8 protein-coding genes are annotated in these 13899 nt (G+C 67.8%); 6 read left to right on the top strand and 2 right to left on the bottom strand.

The features are described 5' to 3' along the window. Positions 1-139 precede the first annotated feature (139 nt). Positions 140-4480: a beta strand repeat-containing protein gene (locus tag UCD39_RS09235; protein WP_330495738.1), complete on the top strand. Its 4341-nt coding sequence runs from the start codon at positions 140-142 to the stop codon at positions 4478-4480. A 77-nt stretch (positions 4481-4557) separates the two neighbouring features. Here the strand turns inward: UCD39_RS09235 and UCD39_RS09230 are convergent, their stop codons facing one another. Beyond that, positions 4558-5268 carry a hemerythrin domain-containing protein gene (locus UCD39_RS09230; RefSeq protein WP_330495737.1) on the bottom strand — a complete coding sequence of 237 codons (711 nt, stop codon included), beginning with the start codon at positions 5266-5268 and terminating at the stop codon, positions 4558-4560. 229 nt (positions 5269-5497) lie between these two features. Between UCD39_RS09230 and UCD39_RS09225 the strand changes: the two genes are divergently transcribed. The 4 genes from UCD39_RS09225 to UCD39_RS09210 all read left to right on the top strand — a co-directional run bounded on the left by UCD39_RS09225 (position 5498) and on the right by UCD39_RS09210 (position 11601). Beyond that, entirely contained in the window at positions 5498-5770 is a 273-nt protein-coding gene (locus UCD39_RS09225; RefSeq protein ID WP_330495736.1) for a hypothetical protein, read from the top strand. Positions 5771-5879: 109 nt separating this feature from the next. Continuing rightward, entirely contained in the window at positions 5880-7181 is a 1302-nt protein-coding gene (locus tag UCD39_RS09220) for a TolC family protein (protein ID WP_330495735.1), read from the top strand. A 44-nt stretch (positions 7182-7225) separates the two neighbouring features. Next, complete coding sequence (locus UCD39_RS09215; protein WP_330495734.1) at positions 7226-8488, top strand: efflux RND transporter periplasmic adaptor subunit; 1263 nt, start codon at positions 7226-7228, stop codon at positions 8486-8488. After that, complete coding sequence (locus tag UCD39_RS09210; RefSeq protein ID WP_330495733.1) at positions 8485-11601, top strand: efflux RND transporter permease subunit; 3117 nt, start codon at positions 8485-8487, stop codon at positions 11599-11601. The genes UCD39_RS09215 and UCD39_RS09210 overlap by 4 nt, the downstream gene beginning before the upstream one ends. Positions 11602-11754: 153 nt before the next feature. On the opposite strand, the gene UCD39_RS09205 is transcribed toward UCD39_RS09210, so the two are convergent. Further along, complete coding sequence (locus UCD39_RS09205; RefSeq protein WP_330495732.1) at positions 11755-12753, bottom strand: MBL fold metallo-hydrolase; 999 nt, start codon at positions 12751-12753, stop codon at positions 11755-11757. Between the two features lie 165 nt (positions 12754-12918). Between UCD39_RS09205 and UCD39_RS09200 the strand changes: the two genes are divergently transcribed. Beyond that, positions 12919-13815, top strand: coding sequence for a LysR family transcriptional regulator (locus tag UCD39_RS09200; protein WP_330495731.1), 897 nt, complete (start codon positions 12919-12921; stop codon positions 13813-13815). Positions 13816-13899 lie beyond the last annotated feature (84 nt).

The following is a 13899-nucleotide window of genomic DNA, read 5'->3' as shown; positions in this document are numbered from 1 at the left end:
CGACCCGATTTCCGACCACGCTGGTTCCGCCAGCGCGGTCGTCACACGCGCGCCTGTCCGGTCCCGCGCCCCTTGGCGTCCTTCCCCCGCGTCAGCCCGCCGGCGGCACCAGGCGGGAGGGAACCCCGAGGGATTCACCATGAGGGACCTGCGTCTCCAGCCCACGCCTAAACGCCCGGCCCGCTTGCGCCTGTTGTTGCTGGCCTCCGCCGCCCTATGGCCGGCGGCGGGCCAGGCCCAAACCGGCCCCACCGCATTGGCCCCCACCACCCTGCCGACCGGTGGCGGCGTGGCGGCGGGCAGCGCCAGCATCAGCCAGTCCGGCGCCGCCATGACGGTCACCCAGACCAGCCCACGCGCCATCATCACCTGGCAGGATTTCAGCATCGGCGGCAACGCCGGTGTCACCTTCAAGCAGCCAAGCCCTGCCTCGGCGGCGCTGAACCGGGTGCTGAGCGGCATCCCCTCGGAAATCCTGGGCAAGCTGACCGCCAACGGCCAAATCTTCATCGTCAACCCCGCCGGCATCACCTTCGGCCAAGGCGCCAGCGTCAACGTCGGCGGGCTGGTCGCCTCCACCCTGGATATCGCCAACCAGGACTTCATGGCCGGCACCTACACCTTCCAACGCAATGGCAGCACCGCCACGGTCGCCAACCAGGGCGCGCTGACGGCGGCCAGCGGCGGCTATGTCGGCCTGCTGGCGCCGGAAGTGATCAACGACGGCGTCATCACCGCCAAACTGGGCAGCGTGGTGCTGGCGGCAGGGGATAAGGTGACCCTGAGCTTTGATCCACGGAGCGACAAGGGGGGCGTCAGCGTGGCGGTGGATTCGGCCACCATCCGCACCCTGATCGTGAACCACCAGATGATCGCCGCACCCGACGGCCAGGTGGTGCTCTCCGCCCAGTCGGCGGACGCCCTGCTGGGCGGCGTCATCAACAACACCGGTGTGATTGTCGCCAGTGCGCTGACCAGCCACGGCGGCGTGGTGACGCTGGAAGCATCCAGCGGGATCGACAGCGGCGGCACCATCGCCGCCGATGGCGCGGGCGCGGGCGACGGCGGAACCATCCGCCTGAAGTCGGATGGCGTGACCACCGTCGCCGGCACCCTGAGCGCCAAGGCGGGTGTGGCCGGCGGCGATGGCGGTACCGTCGAGACATCCGGCGCCACCCTGTCCATCGCCAACATCCATGTCGACACCACCGCTCCGCACGGTCACACCGGCACCTGGCTGCTGGACCCGGCAGACCTGATCGTGGGCCCCAGCGGCCCCGGCGCCGTCAGCAGCGGCACGGTGGAAACGGCCCTGGCCACCACCAACGTCACCCTGCAGACCGGAACCACCGGCAGTGGAAACGGCGACATCCTGGTGGCGGACGCCATCTCCTGGACCGGGCCCAACAGCCTGACCCTGAATGCCGACCGCAATATTACCGTCAGCGCCGACATTCGCCATGGCGGCGCCACCGCCGCCGGCCTGGCCCTGAACCCGGCCCAGGGGGGCAGCGGCGGCCTGGACGTGAACCAGGACGCCAAAGTGACGCTGGCCGCCCCTGGCGACGGCCTGTCCATCCAGGGCCTTGCCTACACCCTGATCAACAATCCGGCACAGCTGAAGGCCATGGCTGGCGACCTGGGCGGCCGCTACGCCCTGAACGCTGACCTGGATATGTCCGGCTTCGCCTACACCGCGGTGGGCGACGGCGCCACACCCTTCTCCGGCGCCTTCCAGGGCCTGGGCCACGGCATCGCCAACCTGACCGTGGGGGGCGGCGGCTTCAGCTATGTCGGCCTGTTCGGCGGCAATTCCGGCACGCTGAACGACGTGTCGCTGACGGCGGTCAATGCCAGCGGCACCCAGAATGTGGGCGGCATCGCCGGCTGGAACGCCGGCACCATCACCAACAGCCAGGTCACGGGCACCATCGCCCTGACCAGCCTATGGTCGGAACGGGTCGGGGGGCTGGCCGGCACTAACGCGGGCACCATCGCCTCAAGCCACGCCGCCATGGCGGTCAGCGCCGGCGACCATACCACCCGCATCGGCGGCCTGGTGGGACAGAACGACGGCCTGATCAGCGCCAGCCATGCCCTAGGCAGCGTCACGGCCGGCAGTAAGACGGGCGGCGACAACGACCTGCCGGACGACGGCACCGTCCTCAACATCACACCGCCCCCCATGCCCGGCAGCGGCATCGGTGGCCTGGCCGGCGGCAACAGCGGCACCATCATCGACAGCTACACCGTGAACCGGGTGACGACCGGCAGCCTGTCCGCCAATGTCGGCGGGCTGGTGGGCGACAACCAGGGCCGCATCTTCACCAGCTTCTCGCTGGGCACGGTGGCAGCGGGTCCCAATGCCAGTCAGGTGGGCGGGCTCGTGGGGCAGAACGGCTTCGTCCGGTCGTTCGACCCGCACTGGCCGCCGCCGCTGTCCCTGCCCGGCACCCTCATCGACAGCTATTCGGCCGCCACCATCACCGTGGCCGACACCCCGTACAGCGCCGCCTGGGGCGGGCTGGTAGGCCGCAATCGGCTGGGTACCATCACCCATTCCTACGCCGCCGGCGGTATGCTGGGCAACGGCGTGGCCGGCCTGGTGGGCGTGAACGACGCCCTGATCACGGGCAGCCATGCCAGCGACGCCGTCACCAACGCCGCCGGCCTGGTCAACACCAACGGCAACTACGCCGTCATCACCGGCAGCTACGCCACAGGCGACGTCACCGGTACCGGCAATTTGGGCGGTCTGGTAGCCTACAACTACGGTACCATCAGCGGTGGCCACGCCACCGGCAGCGTCATCGCCCGCTTCGCCGGCACCATCGCCGGACCGCAGACGGTGGGCGGCCTGGTGGCCTACAACAGGGGCGTGGTCACGGACAGCTATGCCACCGGCAGCGTGGAGGGCGGCAGCGCGACCGGCGGCCTGATCGGCGTGAACTACGGTGTCATCACCACCAGCCACGCCAACGGCGCCGTCACCGCCCGCGACGCTAGCGGCTTGGTGGCCGGCACGGACATGGGCGGACTGGTCGGCCTCAACAGCGGCGGGACGATCGGGCAGAGCTATGCCACCGGCCGGGTGACGGCGGGCAACCGGGGCCAAGCCCTGGGCGGCCTGGCGGGCGGCAACACCGGTACCATCACCGACGCCTACGCCACCGGCGCCGTGCAGGTGGGGAACAGTGTCAGCGGCGTCGGCGGGCTGGTGGGCCAGAACGGCGGCCTGGTGAACCACAGCTTCGCCCTGGGCGCCGTGACGGTGGGCAACAGCGTCACCGGCGTCGGCGGGCTGGCAGGAACCAACAGCGGCACCATCACCGGCAGCTACGCCACCGGCCTGGTCAACACCGGCATCCTGACCCAAGAGGTGGGCGGTCTGGTCGGCGCCAACAGCGGCCTGCTGGATGGCGACCAGGCGGGTGCCACCATCAGCGTGGCCGGGGGGGCCGGCACCGGCGGCCTGTTGGTCGGCGGCCTCGCGGGGTCGAACAGCGGCTCCATCACCGACAGTTCCGCCACCGGCGCCATCATTGCCCAGACGTCGGGCACCGTCGGCGGGCTGGTCGGGTTCAACAGCGGTGAAATCCGTCAAGCCTGGGCCAGCGGCGCGGTCAACGCCGACTACCGCGCCGGCGGCCTGGCGGGCGTCAACAGCGGTACGATCCTGGATAGCCACGCCAGCGGCACCATCAGCGACACGGTAGCCGGCGTCACCACCTTCCCCGGCTATGCCGGCGTCTATGTCGGCGGCCTGGTGGGACAGAACCTGGGCCTGATCAGCAACAGCTACGCCACCGGCGACCTCAAAGACAGCGGCTACGGCAGCTATGGCCTGGGCGGGCTGGTCGGGTCCAACAGCGGCACCGTCACCAACAGCCACGCCTCAGGTGTCGTGGCGGGCAGCGCCCGGGGCGACGCCGTCGGCGGCCTGGTCGGCGAAAACTTGGGTCTGGTGGACGCCAGCGACGCGGCGGGCACTGTCTCTTCCGGGGGACGGAACGGCGACGTGGGCGGCCTGGTGGGCAGTAATGACGGAACCATCCTGAACAGCCATGCCACGGGCGATATCTACAACCCGCCGGAAAGCGGGGCCATCGGCGGCCTCGTGGGCCGCAACACCGGTCTGATCAGCCACAGCTACGCTACCGGCAACGTCAATGCTCCTGCCGACAACTTGATCGGCGGCCTGGTGGGCATCAACACCGGCACGGTCACCGACAGCCACAGCAGTGGCACCATTTCGGGCCTCAGCTCCGTTGGCGGCCTCATCGGCAACAATAGCGGCACGGTGGTGAACAGCGGCAGCAGCAGCGACATCCTGACCAGCAACCCGCCTAATGACGCGGGACTACTGATCGGCTACGAGCGCACTGGTGGCACCATCGTCAACAGCGTCGGCACGGGCACCATCACCACCGGCACCATCGTGGGCGGCTCCACCAGGCAGATCGGGGAAACCGGGCCCTGAGCCAGGGCCACATCCCCCTCAAAGGCCGGCCCAGAGCAAAAGCGGCCGGCCCTTCCCTGGCCATGGAGAAAACCCGGTTAGGCCGGTGCCGGCGCCGTGACCAGCGGTGCCGTGAACTGGGCGATGTCGGCCAAGCCCAGGGCCGCCTCGATGTCGGCGACCTGCCGGGCCGCGTCGTCGAAACCATCCGCGCCGAACCGCTTGTGTTCGATGTCCTCGAACGTCTCCCCCATTTCTTCCAGCCGGCGTTGGGACAAGGCCTGCTTCCACGCTATGAAAACCACGGTGTCCTCATGCGCCGCGTGGGCGCGGTACATCCTGACCAGGGCGTCCATGGCGCGCGCCATCGGTTCGCGGTCGGCGGTCCCGATCATCCCGTGGACGGTCGCGCCCAGGATGTAGTCCGTGATCTCCCGGCCCCGCTCATGCTGGGTCGTCAGCACGTCTGGATAGGCTGCCGCCGGCCCCGGCAGCGTACGCACCACCGGAAAGATGTGCGCCTCCTCCAGCGCGCGCTCGTGATAATCCTCGCCAAAGGTGCGGAACAGCATTGCCGCGCGATGGAGCGCCCCGGCATCCACCGGCGCCGTGTCGCCCCGTAGCCGCAGGACGGCCTCGGTATAAGCGAACAGGGCGCGGCGCAGGATGCCGTGCTCCCGCATCAAATCCTCCACAGCGCCAACATCCTTCTCGCCCCCGCACCCGGCCAAGGCCAGGCCCGTGGCGGCGGCCATGCCGGTGGAACCGAGGTGCAGGAATGTGCGGCGGCTTTGGCGGGAGGGGCCCATGGCACTTTTCCTTCGCTGGAAGCACGGCACCCATAGCGCCATCCGATTTGCCGCGTTGCATTCTGATCACGCACAGCTTACCTCTAACGCCATGCCGCGCCGCCAGTTCCCCTGTTCGCGAAAAACGCCCACCCTCCCGGCCTTCGGCCGGGGATGTGCGGCTTGTCTGCGCGGCCTGCTTACCGTTCTTTTCCTGCTGTCCTTCCTGGGTGCCGCCACAGTTCAGGCCATGCCTGCGGATATGCCGACAGCGGCGGCCGCCATGCCGGACGATTGCCCCGTGGCCCATGCCATGAGCATCCCAGCCAAGGACGCGCCGTGCCACGGCCTGAATGCTACCTGCCTCAAGCAGATGGGCTGTCTGGGCGTCTCGCTGCTGCCGGAGCGGTCGGGCCAGCCGGGGGCGCCCACCGTCTTCGGCATGGTGGCGTTCTGGCGCCCACTGGCCTTGGGCACCGGCCTCTCCATCGCACCGGAGCCTTTCCCTCCCATCGTCGGATGACGCGCACGCCTTGAAGCGTGCAGGCCGCCGGGACCAGCACCGTCCCGGCGCCGGTCCGTGCTGCCGGTATGATCCACCGGCCCGACACCCTTTCGGTAGGGAACCCCCCATGACCCGATTCCATTTTGCGCGCACGGCAACCGCCGTGTCGGCGCTATCCCTGTTGCTCGCCGTCAACGCCGGGGCGGCCGACCTGCCGGCCCCGGATACGCCCTTGCCCAACGCATCCTCGCCCAACGCATCCTCGCTGGGGGCCACCCTCGACAGTTTGCTGGACGCCGGCCGGCGCCTTAACCCGTCCGTGCAGGCCGCCGCGCTGCGGACGGCGGCGGCGGACGCCGAGGCCTCCGTCGCCGACGCGCTGGACGACCCCACCCTCCGCATCAACTCTGACGAAGTGGACCGCACCAGCGGTCCGCGCATCAACAAGACCTACATCATGGTGGAGCAGGACTTCCCCCTGTGGGGCAAGCGTGAGCTGCGCCGGCGTGCCGCCCAGGCGGCGGTCGATGGCGCGCGGGGCCGGGAACGGGCCACAAGCCTGGAACTTGAGGAGCGCCTCAAGGACGCCTACGCCCAGTACGTGGCCACATCGACGGCCCTGGCCATCAATGGCGACGTCCAGCGACTGGACCGCCAGATGGCCAAAAACGCCGCCGATCGCTACGCGCAGGGGCTGGGCAGCCAGGGCGATGCCCTGCTGGCCGCGGCCGATGCCGCGCGCACGGAGGTGGAGGCCACCCGCCTGACCGCCGACCGCACCGCCGCCATGGCCCGGCTGAACGTCCTGCTGGCGCGGCCCGCCGACGCCCCCCTGGCCCCACCCGCCGGCGCCCGTGCCCTGCCTACGGCCACGCCATCGCTGACAGTGCTGGTCGATCGGGCCCAGGCGGACAACCCGCTGCTGGCCGCCGGCGCCGCCGAGGTGCGGGGTGCGGAGGAGGAACGGCACCTGGCCGCCAAGGCCTGGTACCCCGACCTGACGATGAGTGTCGGCGCCATCCAGCGGGACAACGGCCCCACCGGCTACACCGCCACCATTGGCTTCAAGATCCCCCTGCAGGCCGAACCCAAGCGGGCCAAGGAGCGTGAGGCCGTGGCCAAGGCCAATGCCAGCCGGCAGAGCCTGGCCGCGACCGCGGCCGACATCGAGGGCGACCTGGCCCAATCCTTGGCGGACCTGACCGCCATCCGCCAGCAGCTTGGCATCTATCGGGCGCAGTTGCTACCGGACCTGGGCACGGCCCATGAGGCCGCCCTGGCCGCCTATGGCCGGGGACAAGGCAGCCTGGCCAGCGTGCTGGAGGCGGAACACCGTCTGCACCAAGCGCGGCTGGACCTGCTGCGCATCGAGGTCGAGGGGCAAAGAGCCCTGGCAGCGCTGGAACGCCTGGTGGGAGGACCGCTATGAATCGCGCTCGATTTATGCTGAGCCTCAGCTTGGCACTCCTCCTCATGCCCGTGGCCATCCCTTCCGCCCAGGGCCAGGCGGCATCCGGGCCAAAGATCCCCGATGGGAAGGGCAAGATCCTCTATTACCGCAATCCCATGGGGCTGCCCGACACCTCGCCCATCCCCAAGAAGGACGGCATGGGAATGGACTATTTGCCGGTCTATGCCGATGAGGCCGACGCGCCAGGCACAGTGAGGGTGGCGGCCGGCAAATTACAGACCCTGGGCGTGCGCACGGCCCTGGTGGAGGAAATCCCCACCCTGGCCGGCACTGTCCGCGCCACCGGCACCATCGCCTTGGATGAGCGACGCCAGGTGGTGGTGACCACCCGCGCCGAAGGCTGGGTGGAGACACTGACCGTGGCCGCCACCGGCGACGCCGTGCACCGGGGGCAAGTGATGGCCCGGTTGTATTCGCCCGACCTACTGACGGCGGAGAAGGAATATCTCCTGGCCCGGTCACTGGCGTCGGATCGCCATGCCGACATGGGCCATGGCCAGCCTGCCGATCTGGTGGCGGCCGCCCTGTCGCGCCTGCGGGCCCTGGACGTGCCGGCGGAGGAGATCGCGCGCCTGCAGCGCGGCGGGGATGCCGCCCGCCAGATTCCCGTCATCGCCCCGGCCGACGGCGTGGTCATCGACAAGCCGGTGGTGGTGGGCATGCGCGTGGCGGCCGGGGAGCCGCTGTACCGTCTGGCCGACCTGTCCAACGTCTGGCTGGTGGCCGAAGTGGCGGAGCGGGAGGTGGGGCTGGTCCGGCCGGGCCAGGCCGCCCATGCCACCCTGGCGGCCTATCCCGGCCGCCGGTTCGACGGGGTGGTGGACTTCATCTATCCAACCCTGTCGAGGGAGACGCGGACGGCCCGGGTGCGCATCATCCTGCCCAACCGCGACCGCGCCCTGCTGGCCGACATGTTTGCCAGCGTGACCATCGACACCCCGTCCATCGGCGGCGACAGTGGGCCCCCGTTGGTGATCCCGGAATCCGCTGTCCTGGACGGTGGCGCCCGGCAGACGGTGCTGCTGGATCTGGGCGACGGCCGCTTCCAGCCGCGCGCCGTCCATCTGGGCGCAAGGGGCGATGGCAAGGTCGAGGTGCGCGACGGCCTGCGCAAAGGTGACCGCGTGGTGGTCGGCGCCAATTTCCTGATCGACGCGGAAAGCAACCTGAAGGCGGCTCTGGAGGCCTTCACAACCGACCCAAGCCCCACGTCGAAAAGTGGCATGTCCAACGGGGGCATGTCCAACGGGGGGGCCAAGCCATGATCGCCCGCCTCATCGACTGGTCGGCCGCCAACAAGGTGCTGGTGCTGGCGGCCACCCTGTTCATCGCCGCGCTGGGCGCCTGGTCCTTGCGGCACACGCCGCTGGACGCCCTGCCCGACCTGTCCGACACCCAGGTCATCGTCTACACCGACTACCCTGGCCAGGCGCCGCAGGTGGTGGAGGATCAGGTGACCTATCCCCTGTCCACCGCCCTGCTGGCGGTGCCCCGCTCCAAGGTGGTGCGCGGCTTTTCCAACTTCGGCGTCTCCTTCGTCTATGTGGTGTTCGAGGAGGGGACCGATCTCTACTGGGCGCGCTCCCGCGTGCTGGAGTATCTGAACGTCGCGCAAAAGCGGCTGCCGGTCGGCGCCACGCCCTCGCTGGGGCCGGACGCCACCGGCGTAGGCTGGGTCTACCAGTACGTGATCCAGGGTGCCGGCCACACCCTGGCCGAATTGCGCAGCATTCAGGATTGGCTGGTCCGCTACCAGCTGGCCAAGGCCGACGGCGTGGCCGAGGTGGCCGCCCTGGGCGGGTTTGAGCGCCAGTACCAAGTGGTGGTCGATCCCCGCAAGCTGCAGGCCTACGGCATCCCCCTGTCAACGGTGTCGGATGCCGTTCGCGCCTCCAACCGCGATGTCGGCGGCCGCACGCTGGAAATGGCGGAAACCGAGTACATGGTGCGCGGGCGCGGCTATCTCCGGGACGCCGGCGACCTGGAACGGGTGGTGCTGAAGGCGGACGCCGCCGGGGCCGCCCCGGTGCTGTTGCGCGACGTGGCCCGAGTGGAACTGGGACCCGATGAGCGGCGCGGCATCGGCGAGCTGGACGGCCAGGGTGAGGCCGTGGGCGGCATCGTGATCAAGCGGGACGGCGCCGACGCGCTGACCACCATCGCCAGCGTCAAGCAGCGGCTGGCGGAGCTGTTGCCGGCACTGCCCGAGGGCGTGACCCTCAAGGCGGTTTACGACCGGTCCGACCTCATCAACCGGGCCATCGAGACGCTTAAGCATACCCTGCTGGAGGAAAGCCTGATCGTGGCGGCGGTCTGCGTCGTCTTCCTGTTCCATGTGCGCAGCGCCCTGGTGGCCATCATCACCCTGCCCATCGGCATCCTGGCGGCCTTCGCGATCATGCGGCCGCTGGGCATCGGCGCCAACATCATGAGCCTGGGCGGTATCGCCATCGCCCTGGGCGCCATGGTGGACGCCGCCATCGTCATGATCGAGAACGCGCATAAGCATGTGGAACGGCTGGCCCCGGGCGAGCCCCGGGGCCCCGCCCTACTGGCGGCGGCGCGGGAGGTAGGGCCGTCGCTGTTCTTCAGCCTGCTGGTCATCGTCGCGTCCTTCCTGCCGGTGTTCGCGCTGGAGGCGCAGGAGGGGCGGCTGTTCAAGCCCCTGGCCTATACCAAGACCTTCGCCATGGCCGGCGGCGCCCTGCTGTCCGTCACCCTGGTGCCGGTGCTGATGCTGTTCTTCGTGCGCGGCCGCATTGTGCCGGAGGCGCGCAATCCCCTGAACCGGGCCCTGATCGCGGCCTATCGTCCGCTGATCACGCTGGTGCTGCGCTGGCCCAAGGTGACGGTGGTGGCGGCCGTCCTGGCCCTGGCGGTGACGGCCTGGCCGGTATCGCACCTGGGCTCGGAGTTCATGCCGGACTTGAACGAGGGCACGCTGCTGTTCATGCCGGTCACCCTGCCCGGCATCTCGGTCACCAAGGCGGCGGAACTGCTGCAGACGCAGGACCGCATCCTGAAGTCGTTCCCCGAGGTCGCGTCGGTCTACGGCAAGGCGGGACGGGCAGCCACCGCCACCGATCCCGCCCCGCTTGAAATGAGCGAAACGGTGGTGACCCTGAAGCCGCAGGCCGACTGGCGGCCGGGCCTGACCCTGGACGGCCTGGTGCAAGAGATGGACAAGGCCCTGCGGCTGCCGGGGGTCAGCAACGCCTGGACCATGCCCATCAAGGCCCGCATCGACATGCTGTCCACCGGCATCCGTACCCCGGTCGGCGTCAAGGTCTTCGGTCCCGACCTGGCGGTGTTGGAGCGGCTGACCACAGCGGTGGAGACGGCCGTGCGTGGCGTGCCCGGCACCACCAGCGCCTATGCCGAGCGCCTGGGCGGCGGGCACTACCTGGAGATCACGCCCGACCGCGACCGCATCGCCCGCTATGGCCTGACCAGCGACGCCGTGCAGCAGGTGGTCGCCACGGCCCTGGGCGGGGAGACGGTGACCACGACGGTGGAGGGACGGGAGCGCTATGGCGTCATCGTCCGCTACCCCCGCGACCTGCGGGACAATCCGCAGACCATCGCCACCCAGCTGCTGGTGCCCGTGCCTGGGGGCGCCATGGTGCCGTTGGGCGACCTGGCCAGCGTGGCCATCACCCAAGGCCCCCCGTCCATCCGCACCGAGAACGCGCAGCTGGTCGGCTACGTCTATGTCGACATGCATGGCCGCGACGTGGGCGGCTATGTGGCGGAGGCGGCGCGGGCCGTGGCGGCCCAGGTCACCCTGCCCCCGGGCTATCGCCTGGAATGGAGCGGGCAGTTCGAATATCTGCAGCGGGCCAAGGCCAAGCTGGCCCTGGTCATCCCGGCCACGCTGGGCGTCATCTTCATGCTGCTGTACCTGAACTTCGGACGCCTGGCGGAAACCCTGATCGTCATGCTGTCGGTGCCATTCGCCCTGGTCGGGGGCGCCTGGCTGCTGTGGGGGCTGGGCTACAACCTCAGCGTCGCCGTCGCCGTGGGCTTCATAGCATTGGCCGGCGTGGCAGCGGAGACCGGCGTGGTGATGCTGATCTACCTGGACCATGCGTGGGCGGCCACCCTGGACCGGCGGGCGCGGGAGGGCGCCCAGGCATCCCCGGCCGACCTGCGCGCCGCCATCCTGGAGGGGGCGGTGGAGCGGGTGCGGCCCAAGATGATGACCGTCGTGGCCATCATGGCCGGCCTGCTGCCCATCCTGTGGAGCAACGGCACCGGGTCGGAGGTCATGCGCCGCATCGCCGTGCCCATGGTGGGCGGCATGGTTTCCTCCACCGTCCTGACCCTGCTGGTGATCCCGGCGCTCTACGCCCTGGTGAAGCGGCGCGGGGCCCGGTGATGGCGTCACGGGCGCGCGGGCCATCCGCGCGCCCGGATCGCTACCTGGAGGGTGGACTTTCCCCTCGAAAACTGGCCATCACCTTGAACGATCGCGCAATATTTAAGGACGCGCGCGCCTGCATGCGGAATGAAGGGGGCGAGGCTTTCGTTGTTACGGGGCGGGATTCCACATGATGGGCATCAGTCGATAACCATCGTCTTCGCGCGTCAGATGCCCCAGCGAGGGGAAAGGAAAATGGAAGCCGTGCACCAGGATCCGTTCCGCCACAATCCGGTCATACAGCATGCGCCGTGACTGTTCCGCCATGACCGGGTCCACGTCCGTGAATCCATGCCAGTCAGGATGGCGGATGAACAAGGCGGGATGCGTGGTCACGTCCCCCTGAATGATCACCTTGTCGCTACCGGACGTGACGATGAAGGACGTATGGCCTGGCGTATGCCCGTGAGTAGCTATCGACGTGACACCGGGAGCGACCTCCGTTTCAGGAGCGAACTTCTTCACGCTGTCACCGAGAATTCCGAATATGCGGCGGGCGCGTTCGAAATTCGCCACCATGGCCTCCGATGCGTCCGGCGCCATATTCCCGCTGTTCATCCAGAAAGCATATTCGGCGGCCGGTACCCAAATCTCGGATTTCGGAAAGGCTGGCTTGCCATCCGCGGTCACCAAACCGCCGATATGATCGGCATGGAAATGCGTGATGAGGACCCGATCCACAGAACCCGCATCGTAGCCGGCAACCGCCAGATTGGAATGAAACTGACCCCCGATCCCATTGCTCTGCTTGAACGCCGCTTCCCCAAGTCCCGTATCGATCACGATCAGCTTTCCGCTGCTTTTAAGGACAACGGGCGTGAAGGTGAGTGTGATCGGATCGGTCGGGAAAAAAGCCTGCTGCAAGGCCTGGGCGACATCCTCCGGGGATCTGTTCGTAACGAAATCCTGACGGCGTGGAAAGCTGGTCGCACCATCGGTGATCGACAGTAATTCGATCTCGCCAATATTCTGACGGTAGATGCTGGTCCGGGTTCTTCTTGCTCCGGAAGGCGATCCATCGCTTGCCCCCGCGTAAGTCGCCGTCCCCGATGCGACGGCTGCGACAGTGGCGGTTCCGGCGAGGAACGCGCGGCGTGAAAAATCGCTCATGTGGTTATGTCCGTCTGTTGTGGGCTCTGGACCATGGGTCCAGCGCATCGCGCTTCATTCGGCATCTGCCGAGAAACGGATTTTGCAGACTTCCTTTTGTAAGAATTAGATATAAAAAGCATAAAACAATTATATCTATATATTATGAATAAGGGAGTGTGGCCGGTGACTCGCGATGACCTGACCGATCTGAACGCCTTCATCGCGGTTGCGGAGGAAAAAAGCTTCACGCGGGCCGCAACGCGGCTCGGCACGTCACAGCCAGCGTTGAGCAACACGGTGCGACGACTTGAAGCGAGATTGGGCGTTCGTCTACTGACCCGCACCACGCGAAGCGTCACCCTGACCCCGGCGGGTGAAGAATTCCTGCAGGGATTGAAACCCGCGTTCGAAGCGATCAATCTCAGCCTTGAGACCATCGGGTCCTTGCGGGAAAGCCCAAAGGGCAAGATCAGGATCACCGCCCCCCGGCACGCCGCCATCAGCCTGCTATGGCCGATGCTCGGCAGTTTCGTGAAGGATTACCCGGACATCGAAGTGGACGTTAACATCGACGCGGCGGCGCGCGATTTGACAGGCGACAGGTTCGATGCCGGCATCAGGTTGGGCGAGTTGGTTGCCCAAAATATGGTTGCGGTAAGAATTGGCCCAGATCTGCGCTTGGCGATCGTGGCATCCCCTGGCTACGTGGCCCAACGTGGTGTCCCCATTACGCCCCATGATCTGCTGCAGCATACCTGCATCAACTTTCGTCTGCCCGCGTCTGGCGAATTATACGCATGGCAATTTAAAAGGGCAGAGCAAGAGGTAAAGATTCGCGTACCAGGACAATTGTCCTTCAATGATCCAGACATGACGCTTGCCGCAGCACTGGGTGGACACGGCATCGCCTGTCTCATCGAAGATCATGCGCACGCCATGATACGCGATGGCCGCCTGGTCCGCTTTCTGGAGGACTGGTGCCCATTATTTCCTGGTTATCATATTTACTACCCAACGCAAAAGAACAACTCGGCCGCTTTTCGGATTCTCATCGATCGATTGCGTTTTCGCAGCCGATAGATCGAGAGGAAGCCGCATCGACCAGGGTCGTCTGCAGATGAAACGCCCTCATCCCGTCCGCGCCCTGTGAATCGACTTGGACGT

Source organism: Nitrospirillum karajorum (assembly GCF_036348415.1).
In the GTDB taxonomy this organism is placed as follows: domain Bacteria; phylum Pseudomonadota; class Alphaproteobacteria; order Azospirillales; family Azospirillaceae; genus Nitrospirillum; species Nitrospirillum amazonense_B.
The sequence above is the reverse complement of the archived record's forward strand: the minus strand, read 5'-3'. Positions and strand labels throughout refer to the sequence as shown.